Genomic DNA, 19,541 nt, shown 5'->3' with positions numbered 1-19,541 from the left:
ATTTTGAAGATACTTCAGAGTAAAATCATGTATGCATGGTGTAGAAGCAGATGAACGTTAAATCGGTTCATTTCCAAAATCAAAATTATGTAGTCACTATGGCTCTCTTCGCCTGTTGCCACTCATACAATCCGTAAAGGAATAGGATCACATACTCCAAGCCCACAAGTAGCAGGTTTTCATTGTAAGGAAACGTTCGGTAGGCCCCATACGATAGGATAGCAAGCCCCGACCAGATTAACGGATACCGAAATGGGGTAAATACTGTAATGGCTACCAGTGAGGTTAAGTACCAGGGATGAACCGTAGTAGCCAGAAGCCAGTACAGGCTCATGGTCAGCAGCATTCTGGTTGCCAGACTCGTCAACGCCGGGAATAAACGATCTCCGAAGGCGATAATTAACGTACCAATAACGATGAGGATAGACAAGGCGATGCCAGTTTCTATACTGATGCTGTTTCCGGTGATCACGTAGCCGACTGTCCGAATCAGATAGTAGATGCTGGCATTGAACTCAAACTTCTGGAAATACAGGTGTAAACTTGAAAACAAGTTTCGAACCAGGTCGGCGTCGATGAATGGGAAGAACAAAACGGCTGTAAGAACCAGTGTTAATGAACCGTAAGCCAGGCCCCGCTTCCAGCCTATGTACCGGATCAGTAAGGGAAAAAAAAGGAAGGGCAAAAGTTTGGTGGCAATGCCCAGGGCTAGTAGCATGGAGGAGGCAAACCATCGCTTCTGCACGAATAGCCAGACTGCCAATAGTACAAAGAAGATCATCACGGCCTCAAAATGAACGTTGCCCGTCAGTTCCAGAATCACCAGTGGATTCAGAACGTAGAGCAGGGCCAGATTTGGGTTTTGTCCGAATCGACGCAGGAGTATCGGCAGCAACCCTACGATACCAACTTCTGCCAGCAGAATCGGGAAACGTAGCGCAATCAGATTACCCAGCAGATCATGTGGAAACAGCCAGGCCGCGAGCCCAAATAATGCCTGATTGACGGGCGGGTAAACCGTGAAGTAATCAGGTGAATTCAGAGACGTATACAGCGATTCGGTCAATCCGGCTGCTGTTGCCAAAGGCGTATGGATAACCTGGCTGGGTAAGTAGAGATACGGGTTGTAGCCATTGGCGACCAGATGTCCATCCCAAACGAATCGAACGTAATCATCGGATAGGTTAGGGATTACAGCCAGTAGAGCAACCCGGAAAAGAACGGCGGCCAGAAACAGAAATCGGTCTGGTTCGGGTAGTTCGATAGGCGAACGTACTGGTTGTTGTGCGATGGCCCACAGCGGTCGGGTAATCCGAACATAGCCCCAGAAGGCAAGACCGTACAACAGGATCAGCAGATTGAATTGCGGTCTGACAAGCCCATATCCCATCAGGGTGAACAATGCCAGCGAAAGAAACAACCAGCCAATCCGAAACGGTGTTATCATGGCTGTAGAACAGTCACGTTCGGTGCTACGTTCGTTTCGGTACGCCCAGATATGGGCAAGTGTATAGCTAACCCTCAGACCCTATCCAATAGCTAGCAGACTATGTAAAACAAGCACAATTAGTTTAGCGTATTCTCTGGTAGCGTTTTTTGTCATGCTGGCGCAGGAAGCATCCTAGATAGATAAATGAATTGCTTCGAAGATGCTTCCTGGGTCAGCATGACAAAAAACAATCTAATGTATTTTCAGTGACATATTTACCAATATTTAAAGATGGTAGTGAGAATTTTATAGCCTGCCAGTACCGTGCCTTTAATTGTGCCCGAAATTTTTGAGTGACCGATCCGTTTACGATAACTCACGGGTACTTCGGTTGTTCTGAACCGCATCTTGGCGGCTTTCAGTTGCATTTCAACGGTCCACCCATACGTTTTATCCTGCATGTCCAGCGCCAGCAACGTATCAAACCGAACCGCCCGGAATGGCCCCAAATCGGTGAACTGGACATCATACAACCAACGCAGCAACCGGGTAGCCAGCCAGTTTCCGAAGAGTTGCTGAGGAGTCATGGAACCACGCTGCCGGTTCCCCAGTGCCCGTGACCCAATTACCAGATCGGCGGTTTGGTCAAGAATTGGGGCAATGATACGAGGCATTTCAGCCGGAAAATCGGAATAGTCGGCATCCAGAAAAACAACAATGTCGGGTGTGGGCTGGCGTTGTTTTGCGTAGGCAATGCCCCGCAGACACGCCCGACCGTATCCCGGAATACGTTCATCCAGCACCGTAGCACCAGCGCGGGAAGCCTGCACGGCAGTCTGGTCGTTGGAGTTGTTGTTGACAACAATAATTTCCTGCACCAGTTCAGCAGGTATTTCACGGACAACCTGCCCAACTGAATTTTCCTCGTTGAAGGCGGGAATGATAGCGACAATAATAGGCTGGTTCAAACGTAGTGCGGCAGTAAAGGAGAAAAATAGTTGATTCCGTATTACAATGACAGATTGGTTTTCTGAAGATAGGCTTCGTAGTCAGCCCACTCGTCAATGTCAGTTAGTTCGTCGAGCCGGGCGTAGGTTAACCCGTGCTGCAAAAGAGCCAGTTCCGTCAACTGCCCTAATTCAGGCTGGCTCCAGGGCATATCCTGAAACAAAAAAGGCTGAAGCTGATTCATACCGAGCAAATAATAGCCACCGTCGGTAGCCGGGCCGATAACCACATCGACGGTATCGAGTGCGGCAAACGCATTACGAATATGATCAGGAGTTATGTCGAAACAGTCGCTGCCCATAATAACCACTTTACCGGCACCAGCGGCAAACTGCTCCCCAAACGCCTGACTCATCCGCTCGCCCAGATCGACGCCCGACTGACTGTATTTGTCGAAGTCATTCCAGCCATCATCAGGATTGATAAAATCACCGTAATACACGGCGCAGCGACCCGGAAAATCGCGTACTACGTGCTGAGTGTAACGTAGCAGATGCAGATAAACGTCGAGGGCTTTGGCATTGCCAACCGTCCGTGCGATACGTGTCTTAACCTGACCAGCAATCGGATTCTTTACGAAAACAATAAGGTGTTCAGCGGGCATACATAAATGCAGTTAACGAAATACTAACGAAACAGACGGGCAATCGGTTGCCTTTCTGTCTTCAATACCTGAAGTCGCCCCTGCCCGATTTCTCAAAGAGGATGATACCTCACCGATTGCCTTTACGTATGTTGAATGTATTGGGACAAGTAAGCGTTATCGGTATGGTACAGGCAAACTACCCGTTGAATAATGATAAAACGCTGGTTCCATCTGTTCATGCTGCTGGCACTGCCCGCCGGTTCGGTTAAGGCGCAATACGTAGCTGACAAAAAATTCGATGATTTGCTTCACGGTATGCTCAATAAGTCGGTGCCAGCCGTTACTGCCGACGAACTGCATCAGCATCAGGCAAATGCGCTGATACTCGACGCCCGCGAACCCGGTGAATACGCAGTCAGTCACCTGAAAGGCGCGATTCCGATTGGGTACAAAAAACTGGATTTGAGTGCCCTCGACAACGTACCGAAAAATCAGCCGATCATGGTCTACTGTTCGGTCGGTTACCGTAGCCAGAAGATAACCCAGAAACTGGCCGACCAGGGCTTCACACAGGTTAAAAACGTGTACGGCGGCATTTTTGAGTGGGTCAACCGGGGCTATCCCGTGGTGAATGCCAAAGGCCAGACCGATTCGGTTCACGCCTATAGTCCGTCGTGGGGCCAGTGGCTGCAACGGGGACAGAAAGTTTATAAATAAGCCTTAAGCCATGATGGAGTATTTTCAGACCTTTTTGCAGGGGTACGGTGATTATGCCAGCTACCTGTTTCGGGAAATTACGCAACCGGGCTGGCCGAATTACTTTTATACCCTGGTCGGCATTTCACTGCTGGTCTGGGTGCTGGAACTGCTGTTTCCCTGGCGAAGAAATCAGCCCATTTTTCGCGAAGGGTTCTGGCTCGATACATTCTACCTGTTTTTCAATTACTTCCTGTTTTCCCTGATTGCCTATAATGCGATTTCGCAGGTAGGGGTGAAGGCGTTCAGTGATTTTCTGGGCCTCTTTGGTATCAAAAACATCGTTGCCCTCAACGTAGCGTCGCTGCCCGGCTGGGCGCAACTGCTTCTTTTATTTGTGGTTCGGGATTTCATTCAGTGGAACGTTCACCGACTGCTGCATCATTCGCCCTGGTTATGGCAGTTTCATAAAGTTCATCATTCGACGGAAGTGATGGGATATGCCGCCCATTTTCGGTATCACTGGATGGAAACAATCGTGTACCGGACACTGGAGTACATTCCACTGGCGATGATTGGCTTTGGCCTGCAGGAATTTTTTATCGTCCACCTGTTTACGCTGGCAATTGGGCATCTTAACCACGCCAACATGTATCTGCCCATCGGTCCGCTACGCTACGTGTTCAACAGTCCGCAGATGCATTTGTGGCATCATGCCGAAGACTTACCGGCGCACAGCCGCGCAGGCATCAATTTCGGAATAACACTCAGTCTGTGGGACTATGTATTCGGCACGGCTCATGTTCCATACGAAAAGAGTACCCTTCGGCTGGGATTTCCCGGATCGAACCAGGTGCCCAATTCATTTTTCGGACAAATGGTTTATCCGTGGCGCAGTCGTGCCCGCAAACAACCCGAAATACAGAAAGCAGATCCCTAATGGTTAATGGGTCGAGATTCCCTAGTCACTCATAAAAGTGCCGGAACCGCCGAATGGAGGTCAGCACAATCCAGTCGCCTAGCCGGGGCAGATGCGTATGTACGAGTGCAATCAGCCTGCCCAGTGCCGAAATCACTGTCCGCTGCCGTCGTCGTCGAATATGGTTCAGAATTATTTGAGCGACTTCCCGCTGACTTTTCTGCCAGCGGGGAGGCCGATGCGCAATGGGCACCGGTTGCCCGGTAGCATCGAGCACCCGTTTGTCGGGGTCGTTCTCCGTAAAACCAATATGTACCACGCCTATCTGAATGCCCGTGTGGGCCAGTTCGAGACGTAGCGTATGGGCCAGATTTGCCATAGCCGCTTTGCCCGCACAGTAGGCCGAGCCGCTGGGCATACCATTCAGCGCCGAAATTGATGAGATGAACGTAACAACGCCTTTAGTTTGGGTCAGATAAGGCAGGGCCGCTTTTAGGGGGAATACCGTTCCGTATACATTACTATCGAGTACCTGCCGAAACACGTCGGGCTTCATATCCGCAAAATAAGCGCGCATGGAAATACTGGCATTCGTAATGAGAATATCCAGCTGGCCAAACGTATCAATGGCAGTAGCCACCAGGCGTTCGCAGTCTTCGAAGCAGGTTACATCGGCCAGGCAGCTCACTACGTCCAGCCCTTCGTGCAACAACTCGTTCTCCGTCTGCGTCAACCGCTCTTGTGTGCGCCCGTTCAAAATTATTTTGGCTCCGGCTATTCCCAGCGCCCGTGCCGTAGCCTTGCCGATGCCCGATTCGGAACCGGTAACGATTGCTACTTTTCCGGCAAACTGCCCTGCAATCGCGCTCGCACTACGTTTTCGTTTGCCGGGAAATTCCGAAAGGGTGCCAGGTGAACCGGATAATATTGCTTCGGTAGATTCCGCTGTATCGATTGACTTAATGAGTTCGACCACGTTGAGTAGTATAGTTATATCGTTTGAGCCCGTTTACGGCTTCGTCAATGGCGGCCCCAACGGGTGTCTGGCCCCCGCTCTGTAGCCGCTCGTTTACTATCAATATAATCGGATCCGTATTGTTTTCCGACGAAAGGATACATTCCATTAGCGAGTTGGTCTTCGTACCAAACCCAAATAGGCAGGTCGTTCCGATGTAGACGAACCGCTGAATATTGCCACGCTTGACAACCTCAATCAGATTTTCTGTTCCGGCCGGATTGACTGCCCGGACAACTGAACGACGAGCGGGGTTTATCTGCGCTAAAGCCGCTGCGTGAATACTGGCATCGCAGCCCACAACGGCCTTTTTCAGCGATTTCGTATCCAACACATCGCCCGCATAATACTCAACGGAGAGGTCGGCCAGCGTTGAGCAGCTACGTCCATTCCGAATCAGTGCCCTTACCCGGTACTCACGCGCTGACAATTCGCGGGTCGGGTGAGCCCCCGAAAAACCACTCGCTCCGGTTAATAGCACCGTTGGTTTCATCATCGATAATGCAGCATCGCTTTATAGGTACGCGCAATCCGGTTCGGCGATACCTTCATAAAAAACAGCGAAAAGGCCGTAAGATTGGCCAATTGTACCCGCAGCCAACTATTGGTATCATACTTCCGGGCCGATACCATCACATCTTTGGGAATGATGCAAAACCGCGTAACACGGCGAATCCTGACAATCATATCAAAATCTTCCATGATCGTGTAGTATTCGTCAAAGCCGCCTAAACGGTCAAATAGCGCACGCGTCATAAATAGAGTCTGGTCGCCCCCACGACTCATCAGCCCCGGGAAACGGGTTCCGTAACTGTTGAATCGAAGCATAACTTTATCAGAATCGAAGCGAAATCGGTAACAACCGGCATCGTAACCAGCCTTCACCGCCTGCTCAATATCCGTTATGAAATCGGGGTGAATACCGACGTCGGCATGGACAAAATAGAGTATATCGCCTTTCGCCAACGTAGCGCCAAAATTCATCTGAGCGGCCCGACCCGGTCTGGGCGATTGCCTGACCGTAGCACCGGCCTTTTGCGCTAAATCGGCAGTACCGTCAGGGCTTCCTGCATCAATGACCAGTACGTCCACTAACGAAGTGCCACCAAATGCCAGCAGTTTCCCGACCAATTGGCCAATTGATTCAGCTTCGTTAAACGTAGGAATGATAATACTGAACGTCATCGGCAATGCATAAGTAAGCAACATACCACATTTATCAGCACCAGACAACACTCCCCTACCTTAAAAGGCTTCTCCTATCGTCAGGTACAAACCGCTCGACTGTCGTCCCAGCCCGTAATCCAGTCGGATATTAAGGTGGTCACGACGATTCATGGTAAACCTTAGCCCGGCTCCATATGCCAGTTTGGGTTCGCTGGGACGCAGCACCGACTGCGCGTCGCCCAGGATGCCAGCAGCCCCGAAAACTACCCCGCCCAGCCGTTTATACAGGTCGAACCGAACTTCTGTCTGTAACAACGCTACGTTCTGGTCGCGGTACCGACCTTCGTAATAGCCCCGCATTCGTTTGGTACCTCCCAGCAACGACATGGCATTGAAGGGAGCCGTACCGGTTGTAAAACTTACGAAATAATTAACTGCTAAGATTGCGTGATTGCTCAACGAATGATAGGATGATACGTCGGCGGTATAGCGGTCGAAGCGGACGTTGCTGCCTAATACCTGATTCTGATTGAGATAGGCGATGTCGGCTACGACACCTTTGGCCGGAAAGAAAATGACATTGCGCGAATCATAGAACACCCCCAGACCAGCCCCGGATAATCGACTCCCTAAACCACCCGGCACCCTGCCCGAAGCCAGCAATCCACCTGGCTCAACGCTGGTTACCTGATAATCTTCGTACTGATACCGAATACCAGCGAATAGCTTCCCTCGGCTCAAATTCGGACTTATGCGTCGGAACGCATTGATACGGATACGCGGAAAATTCACGCCGTACAACTCACGGGAAACCTCCTGCCGCCCAACCCCAAAGAAAAAATAGCTGTAGCGATAATACCCGGCCTCGCCGTTGACGTAGTAGTTGTCCTGATCGTAGAAAATCTGGAATGGCAGATACAACAGCATCTGCTTGTTCTGCGTGTAGGCGAAGCCCAGCGTAACCTGCGATGGCCGAACAGCCGCTCTGGCCTGCCCGGACGTATCTGAACGCAAAACGGCCATGTCGCGACGAAAACGGAAAGTAGCAGTAGCGGCCACACCATACGCCAGCCGGGTTTCGGGGGTGTAGTAGATGAGTGGAAGTGGCAACAGACTGAATGCCTTCGGAACACTGTCGGGCGGAGCGGTAACGAGTAAAGCCGAAAACAGTGAGACGATGAGCATTAGAAACTAGGTTGCTTCCTATACCATACGAAAAAATGTCGGACAGAGTTTGGGATTAGTTCAGTTTAAAACCTTTCGACCACTTACGGCGTATATCTTCACACGAACAAATTGTAATGAAATGAGCAAGTTAACCATTCGCCTAACGACTATATTCAGCCTGCTGCTTTTGATAACTACGTTGACCTACGCCGGTAGCGCCCCCGTTGACCATAGTGCCTTTGACCGGCTGCTGAAGAAATACGTCAACGATAAAGGGCTGGTCAACTATAAAGGCTTCAAATCAGAGGAGAAGGTCTTTAATGACTACCTGGCTATGCTCAGCAAAAATGCACCGGCTGCTTCGTGGAGCAAGAATGAGCAGATGGCTTACTGGATTAATGCCTATAACGCCTACACCATCCGGCTCATTCTGGACCATTATCCGGTGAAGAGCATCAAAGACATCGGCTCAAAAATCAAGATCCCGTTCGTGACTACGCCCTGGGCCGCCAAGTTTTTTACGATTGGTGGCGAAAAGATGAGTCTCGATAACATTGAGCACGGTACGCTGCGGAAAAAATACAATGACCCCCGCATTCACTTTACCCTTGTTTGCGCGTCCATATCGTGCCCCCGCTTACGGAATGAAGCGTATATGGCCGACAAACTGGATGCGCAGATGGACGACCAGGGCCGCGACTTTCTGAATAATCCGGCCAAGAATAAAGTAGGTAAAGACAAATCCCAGCTCTCGAAATACTTCGACTGGTATAAAGGCGACTGGAACAGCAACGGACAATCGGTGGAGAAGTGGGTTAATAAATATTCCAACACGAAAATTTCGGATAAGACCGAGATCGAATTCCTGGATTACAACTGGAATCTCAACGAGCAGTAGTTCGCTGCTAAACCCGGCAGCCATGAAGCACCTAGTTATTATCGGGAACGGCATTGCCGGCATCACGACTGCCCGACACGTTCGTCAGCAGGATTCGGGGGTACGTATCACGGTCATTTCGGCCGAGTCCGAGCACTTTTATTCGCGCACAGCCCTTATGTACATCTTCATGGGGCACATGACCTACGCGCATACGAAGCCTTATGAGGACTGGTTCTGGGCCAAAAATCGCATCGAACTGCTACATGGCTATGTCGAACAGGTCGACACGTCGGCGAAACGAATCCGGCTGGCCGGTGGGCAATGGCTCGATTACGACGTACTGGTGCTGGCTACCGGTTCGGTATCCACTACGTTCGACTGGCCCGGCCTGACAGCCGCTGGTGTGCAGGGATTATACGGCCTGCCCGATCTGGAACAGATGGAGCAATTCACCAAAAACATCGACCGGGCGGTGGTGGTCGGCGGTGGACTTATTGGCGTTGAATTGGCTGAAATGCTACGTTCACGACATATAGCCGTAACGATGCTGGTTCGCGATTCACACTACTGGAGTTCTACGTTGCCCGCCGAAGAAGGTAAGCTAATCGGTCGTCATTTGCTCCGGCACGGTGTCGACCTCCGGCTTGAAACTGAATTAAAAGAAGTGCTAGCTGATACGTCTGGGCGGGTGCGAGCAGTAGTTACGAAAGCAGGCGAAGAAATCCGCTGCCAGTTTTTGGGGCTGGGTATCGGTGTTACGCCGAACGTAGCATTCCTGAAAAACTCGGGTATTGAACTGGGGAAAGGGGTTTTGGTCAATGAGTATTTCGAAACTAACGTAGCGGACGTGTACGCAATTGGCGATTGCAACGAATTCCGGCAACCCATAGCGGGTACAGACGGAGCCCTGCGCAAACCCATCGAACAAATCTGGTATACAGGTCGAATGCACGGCGAAACGCTCGCCCGAACGCTCTGTGGTACTCGAACGGCTTACCGACCGGGTGTGTTTTTCAACTCAGCCAAGTTTTTCGACATCGAATACCAGACGTACGGCACCCTGAACGCCCAACGTACCGACGACGAGCAGACGTATTACTGGGAGCACCCGTCGGGCGAACAGTGTCTACGTATCAACTACCGGAAAACTGACCAGTCCGTCGTTGGCATTCATGCGCTCGGGCTTCGTCTGCGTCACGCCGTTTGCGAACGCTGGATTCAGCAGCGGACGCCTTTCAAGAACGTATTAAGCCAGTTTCGTCAGGCCGATTTCAATCCAGAATTTTCAGAATCCTATACCGACCAACTGACCGGTCACGCACCTGCCGGACCGGCGGACCAGCGGAAAGGCTGGATTACTCGGTTATTTTCGGCCGGTCGGCGGTCCGATTCGCTTTAACTTATTATCACTATGCTAACCACCTGGCAACGTATTGGCCTAACGGCATTCCTGATTGGGTTCGCCCTATTTATTGGCACCCTCTCGCTGAGTCGATACGTGCTGACGGACGAGGTATTGCGCGAAACGGTCAGCAAAGAGCAGTTGGAAGCGGTCCGTTCGGCCACGAAGGAGATGCAGGGAAAAGTGTATGCGTCATCGTTCGGGTTTGTCGGAGATTACAGGGCTGCTATCGCCCGGCTTAACGAAGACTATAAAGAATCGGTACGCCGGAGCGGTAACGAGACTAACCGCCAAATCCCGGACTATACCTTTCCGGTCACGAAAGCGGCCAGCGTTGGTTTTTTCCCCCATAACAGTCAACTGTTTTTCTGGCTGAGTGTGCTGTTGTGCATCGGCGGAGCGTTCTTTTACATTCTACCCACCCGACGGGAGTTGCCCGGCATAAAAAACGGGGGCATTTATCATAACCCAGCCACAAATAGGGGCTGGATTGGCATCATCACAGGCACCTTCCTGATTGGGTTCTACGTACTGCTGTATTTCTTCCCCGAACACATAACCAACTGGGTCTTGATGTTCGATCCGTTGAGCCGGTTTCTGAACGGTGGCCCGGCCAGTCAGTGGTTCGTGTATGGTACGTTGTACACGCTGGTGATTCTGGTGATGGGTGTGCGGATGCTGATTAAATACCGGCATAGTCGCTACCAGCAGCTACGTACCGTTTCGGTCATGTTTTTTCAGACCGCCTTTGCCTTTCTGATTCCTGAACTACTGGCCCTGTTTCATCAGCCCGCGCAGGATTTGAAGAGTATATGGCCGCTGGATTACAGTTTTTACTTCGATTACCGCATCGACGAAAAAATTAAGGCGGGTACGTTTGGAGCCTTTCTGCTTATCTGGGGAACGGCGCTCTGGATGATTGGCGTGCCAATACTGACCTATTTTTTCGGCAAACGCTGGTACTGCTCGTGGGTGTGCGGCTGCGGTGGCCTGGCCGAAACGCTGGGTGATCCCTACCGGCAATTGTCTGACAAACGGCTGGGAGCCTGGAAACTGGAACGTATTGTGGTGCATTCGGTACTGGTATTTGCCGTTGTGATGACTGCGCTCGTGCTGTATACGTATCTGAGCGGACAGACGTCGCTATTTGGTTTTCTGGACACCTACGGCATCCGTTCGGTCTACGGATTCGCTATTGGGGCTATTTTTGCGGGGGTGGTAGGAACGGGTTTCTATCCCATTCTGGGAAGCCGGGTCTGGTGCCGGTTCGGTTGTCCGCTGGCGGCTTATCTGGGACTGGTTCAACGATTCAAGTCCCGGTTCCGAATCACCACAAACGGGGGTCAGTGTATTTCCTGCGGCAACTGCTCGACGTATTGCGAGATGGGCATCGACGTGCGCTGGTACGCCCAACGCGGCCAGGACATTGTGCGTTCGTCCTGCGTTGGTTGCGGGATTTGTTCGGCGGTTTGCCCGCGGGGTGTCTTAAATCTTGAAAACGGTTCGGAATCATCGCGACAAACCAATCCAGGCCCTATTTTGCTTGGAAACAATAGTTTTCGCATCCAACCATGAACGTAGTCTATTTCCGAACTGTGCTCGTCAGTCTGGGATTGATGGTGCCGATAACATTTGCTGGATACGGACAAAATGCCCAAGCCGATACCGCTCGAACCAAGAAGTACAGCATGGAAGTCGCTGGGATTTCCAGGGTCCGGCCTGTCAGCTGATAAGGTCGGTCAAAGCCTGTACTGTTGTCGAATTACGGCTTCTACAGGTTTACGTTGAGGAGTATAATCATCGTTTTCCGGGCCACCGGCTTTGGCATGGTCGTCGAACCATTTCCAGAGAAACCCACCCGCGAACCACGGTTGCTGCCATACCGTCTGGTACAGCGCCGAATAGGCGTTCTGCTGGGCCAGCATATTGGGCTTTCCTTTTGATTTCCAGCTATCGGGCAATTCCCATTGTTTGCCAGCGGTACGGTCCACACTTCGATACCCGTATTCTGTAAACAGAATGGGTTTGTGATAGCGGAGGGACAGCGCCTGCAGTTGCCGGGCCGGTTTTTTCCAGGCCGTTGTAAGTTCGGCAACCGTCGGGGTTGAACTATCAGACAAAGGGAAATATGCATCGACGCCGATATAATCGAGCAGCGGCCAGAAGGATACAACTTCACACTCATCCCAGTTGGCGGCATAGGTCAGTGGCCCATGGTACCGGCTACGTACCTGGTGAATAAGTCGCTTCCAGAACGCAGGGCGTTTCTGGGTGGCGCGTCGATATTCAGTGCCTATACAAAACATATCCGCCCTGGTGGATTGGGCCAAATCGGCCAGTGTCAGGATATACTGAGTGTATGTCTGTTCCCAGCGTTGCCAGTCGGCTTCGTTATCCGGCGCAAAATCGCCCGCCCATCCCTGACCTTCTACCCAGACGTGTGGTTTGATGAGCACCTTTATTCCCTGTTTATGTGCGTACTCAACGCAGGCTTTTATGCCTTCTGGCCGCTCACCCCACCACTGATGACCAACATTATACATCACATCTGGCTGCCCTTTCCGGCAAAAGGCATACGGATTAAGGGCTACCCATTCTGCATTGATGGTCTGGAGTGGTTTCAGACAGGATTCCGGCACAGCTTTGACGGGGGCCACAAAATTCACCCCATTGATTTTAGGAATCGGCTCTATCGCTGATCCGACCATTGTGTACAGTACCCAGAAAAGACCAAACAGCGGCATAAAATAGCGGTTAAACCTTGTACAAGATACCTTTTTATTGCACTACTCACGCACTGACCAGCTATCTTAACATCATTTTTGTCGGTAGAACCAAACTAGAACGCAGGTCGGTAAATGTCTTTTCTTCCCTGATGGACGTAAAAACTTTTTTCTCCGACAACTCGTATATAATCGATAGTCAAGTTTTTGACGCGCTATGTCCTGCTCAACGACCGCCGTATTACTTTTTGCCCTGCCCGATGCCATTGAATCGGGACGCAAAACGGTATCGCGTCGTTCAGCCACCATCTGGCGGACATTGCGCCGGCTGACTCAGGCAAAAGTTCACGCTAGTGGATTACCCTTGCTGCAATCGCACCAGCTTATTACCCATCAGGGCGCGTTTGGCGAACAAATCAGTGCTGCATTAGCAGCCGCCTTTGCACAAGGATATGAGCAGGTAATTTGTATTGGCAATGACTGCCCCGATTTAGCCATTTCCGATTTACGTAGGGCCGCCATCAGTTTGTCGACTAACCAACTGCCTATCGGTTTCGACCGGCGGGGTGGGGTGTACCTGTTTGGTATAACGCGGAACCAATTCGATGTACAAGCCCTGAAACAACTGCCCTGGCAAACCGAACAGCTAGCCGACGCACTACGCAGCTATCTCATAGTACACTCCAGTCTGATTACCCAGTTACCCACCCGTTCTGATCTTAACCAACGTATCGACGCTACGTCTGTGCAGTGGTCGGGTCAGGCGGTAAGTCGCCTGCTAATGATCATTCGGGAGGCCCTACTCCCCAGTACTACATTTTCACTGGCCTTCCTTATTGCCGAATCTGATTCTATCGTCCTCCGCCGTCTTTCCGGCCGTTCCCCTCCATTCGCCTAGACGCTGTCCAAATCCCCTGGCTCACTTGCGGACAAAGTCCTCTTTGGAAGATTTAGAGGGTTTTAAGTCCCGAAGTATGTCTACGCAAAACACTGTTTGCCGTTTCCTATAAATTGCTCTTTTTCAGTGCAGCTATGCGCTTTTTCCCAGTTTACTATCAACCTGATTTCTTTATGAAATACCCCTTACTTGTCGTTTTTCTAAATTGTGTATTTCTCATACCGCACGTGTATGGGCAAAATAAGGAGGGGCAAAACCAGCTCGAAGTAACCGTAACCGACCTGTTGCTTCGCCGACCTGTGGGCGGAACGATGGTGTATCTTCAGAATAAAACTGGCGGAACCCTAGATTCTGTTCAAACCAACGAGCAGGGAAAAGCAACATTTGGCAATCTGGCAACAACAGGTCGATACCGGGTCTTCACACGCCCCGGCGTTACGTATACCGATGAAGAAGTATCGGATATTGCTATCAAATCGGGGGCACTAACGACCGTAACGCTTGAACTACCCCTCCGACGGGAAAGTACACTCGAAGAAGTAGTAATCAACGACCGGCGTTTGGCTCGTCTGAACAATCAGAATGCTGAAGTATCTGCCCTGGTATCGAAGCGGGAACTTCAGGCATTGCCCCTCGAAGGCCGCGATATAACCCGGGCGCTCTACCGGCTGCCAAACCTTACACTGGCAACGCTGGGCTATGCGGAAGCACCCAACGTAGCGATTAACGGCCTGAACGGCATTTATACCAACTATCTCATTGATGGTATGGATAACAATGAGCGGTTTTTAGGGAACATGAAGTTTAATACGCCAGTGGGTTTTGCCGAGGGGATTACCGTCTATACCAATAACTATTCGGTCGAATTTGGGAATACCAGCAATGGCGTTGTCAACGTAACGACGCGTTCGGGCTCGAACCAGCTTACTGGCGAAGCCTATTACCTGACTCGGCCCGGTTCGGTTATCGACAGTCCGTCGAGCTATGCAACGGCTGATTTATCGGGCAATTCGGTGAAAGACGGTTTTCAGCGTCACCAACTTGGCTTTGCCTTAGGCGGTGCGCTCAAAAAAGACAAAACATTCTTCTATGTAGATGTAGAGCAGACATTCGACAAAAAAGATAACCGCCTGGTTGTTCCGGCATTGGGCATCAACGAAATCGTGACGGGACGTAACCATTTCTCTTATGTTTCGGGCAAACTCGATCAGGTGTGGAGCAACCGGTTTAAAACCTCTTTACGGGCTAACATTGGCTCATTTGATATCGACCGGCAGGGCGGGGGTCTGGAAGGTGGAATTTTATTTCCTTCAGCTGCTTCGGCGCAAAAAAACCGGACGTATCTGATTGCCCTGAAAAACGCGTATGTACTTGGAAACCGCAACGGCGGACCGGACATAACCGGCGAAACCAACTACCAGCATTCGCGTTACCGCTGGAACTACCGCGAGCCCGTTAATCCGACTAACCCCTCGGCAACAGTACGGGGCCCAGACGGCGTTCCGATCGCTACCATTGGGCAGAGCGGAGCCATTTTTGATGACATCGAAAATACCGACCAGATTCAGCAGAAGTTTACACTTCGAAGAGGTAATCATACCCTGAAGGCCGGGGCCGAATTCATTACGTCTGACTACGCACTGTTGGGCGGAGCCAATGCCTATGGAACCTATGATGTACAATTGACGCAGGCGCAGCTCGATGCGCTGAAAGTAAAAAATTTAGGATCGACTTTAGACGTAACCGACATCCCGCGCGATGTGCAGGTCCGTACCTACGATGTTGAACTGCGTCCTACTACATTCGGTAAGCGCCAGAACGTAGTAAGCATATATGCCGAAGACCTCTGGGCCGCTAAGCCAAACCTGAACCTGACGTTTGGCCTGCGTTACGATTACGACAACCTGACCAAAGGGGGCGGCACAAAAGGAGATTACAACAACATTGCTCCGCGCGTTGCCTTTAATTACCAGTTTAATGACCGGACAGTTGTTCGGGGTGGGTATGGTGTGTTCTACGATAAGATCAAGTATACGGTCTATAGCGATAATCTCCAGTTCAGTAACAGTGGAGCTGATTTCAAGAAGCAATTAACTGAATTGAAACGGCTGGGGATTTTACAGCAATCGGCCGACCTGGACAAGGTTACGTTCCCCGGAAACCTGAATGCCCGCGCCACAACGCCCGTTACGTACCTGAACGGACCAACGTCCGCGCAACTTCAGTCTCGACGCGACCAGCAGTTCAGCAACAATTTTCGGATTATGAATCCCGATGGGTTTCAAAGCCCCTATTCCCATCAGTTTTCGCTTGGCTTCCAACATAAACCAACGCCTAACACCCTATTTTCCGTTGATTTAGTTCATGTTGCTACCAACGACCTTTATTACATCTATAATCTCAACGCAGCATCTCCGTATTCTCTTGCTAATACCAATCCGGCCGATGTAAAAGTGCGAACCGTGGCGCAGGCTGATTTGACGCGCCCGATTCCGATTCGGCAGGACAGGCGGGGGGCTTATGCGGTTGTGAACGGGACGGATACCTTACGGGGGATTTCTCGTAATATCTTCGAAACCCGTACGGATGGGTATGCCCGTTACTGGGCTGCCAACTTCGTGTTTCAAAAACTAAAGGGCTCCGACAAATTCGCGTATCGCCTGGGCTATAATCTGTCGATCATCAAGAGCAACACCACGGGCGTTAATACAAGAGCGCAGGATTCGAATAATTTCGTAGCCGAATACGTTGTCGATGACAATGACCGACGGCACGTTTTTTCGGGTATTTTCTACTATTATCCGTTCCGAAACCTGGTCATCACGCCTACCGTACTGCTGCAAAGTGGCCTGCCCATTACCCGCGTGGCCGATGCAAAACAATACGGGGGCGTTACGGATTTGAACGGCGACAGCGAGAGTTATAGTCTGCCTTCCGATATTCAACCCGGCGAGACCCGCAACAACGACCGGCTTCCCTGGGCTAAAACCGTCGATTTGTCCATCAAATATACCGTACCCTTATTTGGTCGGCCCCGGCTCGAATTATCGGCGGACATTTACAACTTGCTGAATACGCAGAATATTTCGGGCTTTAACGTAGTGCGGGGTTCTTCGAATCAGTTTCAGCTTGGTCCTCGCGGATCAGGCATTACGGTTCGGTCGGCGGCTCCACCGCGCCAGTTTCAGTTTGGCGCCCGTTATGTTTTTTAGCCCAAACACCCCTAAATCCCTTAAAGGGGACTTGACCCGTGATTAGACAAAGTCCCCTTCGGGGGATTTAGGGGTAAAGGCGACCTTAAGGGTATTCACATTAACCACAATCAATTTCATTATTTATATGAAGATTCTCTTTTTCTGTTTACTCGTCACGACCACGCTGGCTCAGCCACCTACCAAGCCCCGACGTGTCTGGTTCGATACTGACCTCATGATTGGCCTTCCCGAACGGGCACCCCGCGAGGTTGACGATGGTGTTACGTTGATGATGGCGCTGCGTCAGGCTGATAAAGTTGAACTGATGGGCATTAGTACGGTCACCTACGTCGATTACGGCTATGATACGGCCAAAAAGTTGCTGGGTTGGTATAACAAGACCGGTAAAGACATTCCTGTCTACAAAGGCTCTGATTCGGGCCAGGATACCGGCGTGGAAAACGAAGCGACCAGAGCTATCGCGGATGCGCTACGGAAAGAAAAACTGACTATGCTGGCGATTGGCCCGGTAACCAACGTAGCGACGGTTGTAAAAAATCACCCGGAGTTGGCTGCTCAGATTGAGGAAGTGGTTGTGTGTGCCGGCCGAACCCCCGGACTCCCATTCCGTCCCGGGCTTGAAAAAATAACCGTCGGTGATTACAACTTCGAACGCGACCCCGAAGCTTTCCGCGTGCTGTTCGACGCGGGAATACGTATCGTTTTATCAGGATTTGAATGCAGCGCCTATACCCTGCTGGGGAAAACGGACATCGACTTCATGGCTAACTCTACCAACGAAGGCGACAAGTGGGTGTATGCACAACTACGGCCGTGGCAGGAACGAGCCAAAAAATTGTTTGGGGTAGAGGGATTCATTCCCTACGACGCGACTCCCCTCGGCTACCTGACGCATCCGGAGTACTTCAAATACTATAAAGACATTCCGGTACGTATCAATCGCAAGCCGAACGATGCTACGGTGGGGGCTCTCGCCAATGGAAAGGAAAAACCCTTTCTGGAAGTGTCCTACGATTACAAAGACACCAAATGGCGTGCTACGTATGCCTACAAAACCTTACCCGGTTTCGAGGAAATTCTCCTCGAATCACTGAAGAACGCCCGTTAGTTGGGTGCATTCCTAAGCACTCAACACCATGTCAGCGGCTTCATCGAGTAACGTTTTTTTCTGTGCCAAATCGAGGGAAAGTGGAAGTTGGGCTAAGCCAATGAGTCGGCGCAGGATTTCAACGCCCATGAACCCTTGCAGCAAGGCAGGTTCTAAATCACCCGTTGGCCGGTACTGATTGAGAGCCTGTTTTGCCAGTGACTCCTCCTGCCGGGCTAGTTTCAGGTGGGCCAGCATTACCCCTAAATCAAACTCAGGCCGACCCAAGAAGCCAAATTCAGGATCTATGACGCGCGTGCCCGATGTAGTTTTGAGCCAGCTACCCGGATAATAATCGCCATGTATCAACGTAGCGCCTGGCTGTAAGTAAATCTGTCCCAGTTGAGTAACCTTATCGGTTAAGGCTGAATTGGTTTTATACGGTAACGAAAGGGCCTGCAAGCCTGGCTCAACGCTATCCAAATCGAACCCCGTATCCTGTCTGAACGGAAAACTGAATATGTGCTCGTGGTTCAGCGAGCGCATGGCCCGGTTCTCTGGGAAAGTCGTTGCTTCGTCGCTCATACGAATAGCGTGGAGGGCCGAAAGAAACTCCATTAACGATGCTAGGTCGTTGGAACTGATGGTCAGCCTAGGCTGATAGGCAAACGTAAAGTCGGTTCCTGACCCCAAATCCTCCAGCGCCAGTAGGTAATTGTCGGCATCGAACCCGATTAATTTTGGCGAAAACTTGCCTAACGTAGCATCACCGGCAATCTGCTCATAGAACCGGGCTTCCACTTCGATGCGCTCCATAGGGGCGGGTACCTGCGGGTATTTCTGCACCCATGGTCGGGCCTGTTTGACAATGAACGTCTGACGGTCTGTCGCTACCCGGACTACTACGTTCATATTGCCTTCACCCGGTTTGAGAACCGAACGGACTTCCTCATCCGGACTTATCCAACGATTTGCAATTAGCAACTGAGTGAAGACCGGACTAGGCTTTTCTTCTAAAAAAAACGCCTTCGGAAACTGATCGGCAAACGGCGAATTAGGATTCATGAACTTATGTTTCAGGTACTAAACCAGTATAGAAATGCTAAACTAATGATTTTAACAGCCCAATTGAGTAAGGCAATAAATACGGTGCTGCCTTACTCAATTGATTTGCGAATAAAAATGTAAAACCATCGGATCACAGACGGTTGATGGCTGGAATACGATTAATTATTTTCATCCAGAAATCATGACCGATTCAGGCAAAGGTCCGCTAGACCTGCAATAGTCTAGCAGAGATTTCCCCTCAGCAGCCATTGAGGAAATGAAAGATAAGATTTCTGGTTAAC

17 protein-coding genes are annotated in these 19,541 nt (G+C 50.8%); 8 read left to right on the top strand and 9 right to left on the bottom strand.

Features of this window, described 5'->3' with window-relative positions; all coding sequences use genetic code 11:
• Positions 1-85: 85 nt before the first annotated feature.
• The 3 genes from ACYVBJ_RS11200 to ACYVBJ_RS11190 form a co-directional block, all read right to left on the bottom strand.
• Positions 86-1,447 carry a hypothetical protein gene (locus ACYVBJ_RS11200; RefSeq protein ID WP_460982388.1) on the bottom strand — a complete coding sequence of 454 codons (1,362 nt, stop codon included), beginning with the start codon at positions 1,445-1,447 and terminating at the stop codon, positions 86-88.
• 257 nt (positions 1,448-1,704) lie between these two features.
• Complete coding sequence (locus tag ACYVBJ_RS11195; RefSeq protein ID WP_460982387.1) at positions 1,705-2,397, bottom strand: glycosyltransferase family 2 protein; 693 nt, start codon at positions 2,395-2,397, stop codon at positions 1,705-1,707.
• Between the two features lie 41 nt (positions 2,398-2,438).
• On the bottom strand, positions 2,439-3,041 hold the full coding sequence (locus ACYVBJ_RS11190; protein ID WP_460982386.1) for a TIGR04282 family arsenosugar biosynthesis glycosyltransferase: 603 nt from the start codon (positions 3,039-3,041) through the stop codon (positions 2,439-2,441).
• Between the two features lie 192 nt (positions 3,042-3,233).
• Between ACYVBJ_RS11190 and ACYVBJ_RS11185 the strand changes: the two genes are divergently transcribed.
• A complete protein-coding gene (locus tag ACYVBJ_RS11185; protein WP_460982385.1) occupies positions 3,234-3,740 on the top strand; it encodes a rhodanese-like domain-containing protein in 507 nt (168 codons plus the stop codon).
• Positions 3,741-3,750: 10 nt separating this feature from the next.
• Positions 3,751-4,659, top strand: coding sequence for a sterol desaturase family protein (locus tag ACYVBJ_RS11180; RefSeq protein ID WP_460982384.1), 909 nt, complete (start codon positions 3,751-3,753; stop codon positions 4,657-4,659).
• Between the two features lie 25 nt (positions 4,660-4,684).
• Here ACYVBJ_RS11180 and ACYVBJ_RS11175 read toward each other — a convergent pair whose 3' ends face one another.
• Genes ACYVBJ_RS11175 through ACYVBJ_RS11160 form a run of 4 tightly spaced genes read right to left on the bottom strand, consistent with a single transcriptional unit; the run spans position 4,685 to position 8,005 of the window.
• Positions 4,685-5,614 carry an SDR family oxidoreductase gene (locus tag ACYVBJ_RS11175; RefSeq protein WP_460982383.1) on the bottom strand — a complete coding sequence of 310 codons (930 nt, stop codon included), beginning with the start codon at positions 5,612-5,614 and terminating at the stop codon, positions 4,685-4,687.
• Positions 5,598-6,149 carry an NAD-dependent epimerase/dehydratase family protein gene (locus tag ACYVBJ_RS11170; protein WP_460982382.1) on the bottom strand — a complete coding sequence of 184 codons (552 nt, stop codon included), beginning with the start codon at positions 6,147-6,149 and terminating at the stop codon, positions 5,598-5,600. Before ACYVBJ_RS11170 ends, ACYVBJ_RS11175 begins: the two co-directional genes overlap by 17 nt.
• A complete protein-coding gene (locus tag ACYVBJ_RS11165; RefSeq protein WP_460982381.1) occupies positions 6,146-6,838 on the bottom strand; it encodes a TIGR04283 family arsenosugar biosynthesis glycosyltransferase in 693 nt (230 codons plus the stop codon). Before ACYVBJ_RS11165 ends, ACYVBJ_RS11170 begins: the two co-directional genes overlap by 4 nt.
• Positions 6,839-6,898: 60 nt before the next feature.
• Positions 6,899-8,005 (bottom strand): BamA/TamA family outer membrane protein, encoded by a 1,107-nt coding sequence (locus ACYVBJ_RS11160; protein ID WP_460982380.1) that lies wholly within the window; start codon positions 8,003-8,005, stop codon positions 6,899-6,901.
• A gap of 121 nt (positions 8,006-8,126) precedes the next feature.
• On the opposite strand from ACYVBJ_RS11160, the gene ACYVBJ_RS11155 reads away from it, so the two are divergent.
• From ACYVBJ_RS11155 to ACYVBJ_RS11145, 3 genes are read left to right on the top strand one after another with little or no spacing between them, the layout of a single operon-like run.
• On the top strand, positions 8,127-8,885 hold the full coding sequence (locus ACYVBJ_RS11155) for a DUF547 domain-containing protein (protein WP_460982379.1): 759 nt from the start codon (positions 8,127-8,129) through the stop codon (positions 8,883-8,885).
• 22 nt (positions 8,886-8,907) lie between these two features.
• Positions 8,908-10,266, top strand: coding sequence for an NAD(P)/FAD-dependent oxidoreductase (locus ACYVBJ_RS11150; protein ID WP_460982378.1), 1,359 nt, complete (start codon positions 8,908-8,910; stop codon positions 10,264-10,266).
• 12 nt (positions 10,267-10,278) lie between these two features.
• On the top strand, positions 10,279-11,844 hold the full coding sequence (locus tag ACYVBJ_RS11145) for a 4Fe-4S binding protein (protein ID WP_460982377.1): 1,566 nt from the start codon (positions 10,279-10,281) through the stop codon (positions 11,842-11,844).
• Between the two features lie 164 nt (positions 11,845-12,008).
• On the opposite strand, the gene ACYVBJ_RS11140 is transcribed toward ACYVBJ_RS11145, so the two are convergent.
• The gene (locus ACYVBJ_RS11140; protein ID WP_460982376.1) at positions 12,009-13,013 is read right to left on the bottom strand and encodes a glycoside hydrolase family 113; all 1,005 of its coding nucleotides are present in this window, start codon (positions 13,011-13,013) and stop codon (positions 12,009-12,011) included.
• Between the two features lie 196 nt (positions 13,014-13,209).
• Between ACYVBJ_RS11140 and ACYVBJ_RS11135 the strand changes: the two genes are divergently transcribed.
• The 3 genes from ACYVBJ_RS11135 (at position 13,210) to ACYVBJ_RS11125 (ending at position 18,213) form a co-directional block, all read left to right on the top strand.
• Complete coding sequence (locus tag ACYVBJ_RS11135) at positions 13,210-13,890, top strand: DUF2064 domain-containing protein (protein WP_460982375.1); 681 nt, start codon at positions 13,210-13,212, stop codon at positions 13,888-13,890.
• A 173-nt stretch (positions 13,891-14,063) separates the two neighbouring features.
• Positions 14,064-17,102 carry a TonB-dependent receptor gene (locus tag ACYVBJ_RS11130; protein ID WP_460982374.1) on the top strand — a complete coding sequence of 1,013 codons (3,039 nt, stop codon included), beginning with the start codon at positions 14,064-14,066 and terminating at the stop codon, positions 17,100-17,102.
• Between the two features lie 127 nt (positions 17,103-17,229).
• Complete coding sequence (locus ACYVBJ_RS11125) at positions 17,230-18,213, top strand: nucleoside hydrolase (RefSeq protein ID WP_460982373.1); 984 nt, start codon at positions 17,230-17,232, stop codon at positions 18,211-18,213.
• A gap of 12 nt (positions 18,214-18,225) precedes the next feature.
• Here ACYVBJ_RS11125 and ACYVBJ_RS11120 read toward each other — a convergent pair whose 3' ends face one another.
• Positions 18,226-19,257 (bottom strand): phosphotransferase, encoded by a 1,032-nt coding sequence (locus ACYVBJ_RS11120; protein WP_460982372.1) that lies wholly within the window; start codon positions 19,255-19,257, stop codon positions 18,226-18,228.
• Between the last annotated feature and the right edge of the window lie 284 nt (positions 19,258-19,541).

The sequence above is a fragment of the Spirosoma fluminis genome, from assembly GCF_054778895.1.
The sequence above is the reverse complement of the archived record's forward strand: the minus strand, read 5'-3'. Positions and strand labels throughout refer to the sequence as shown.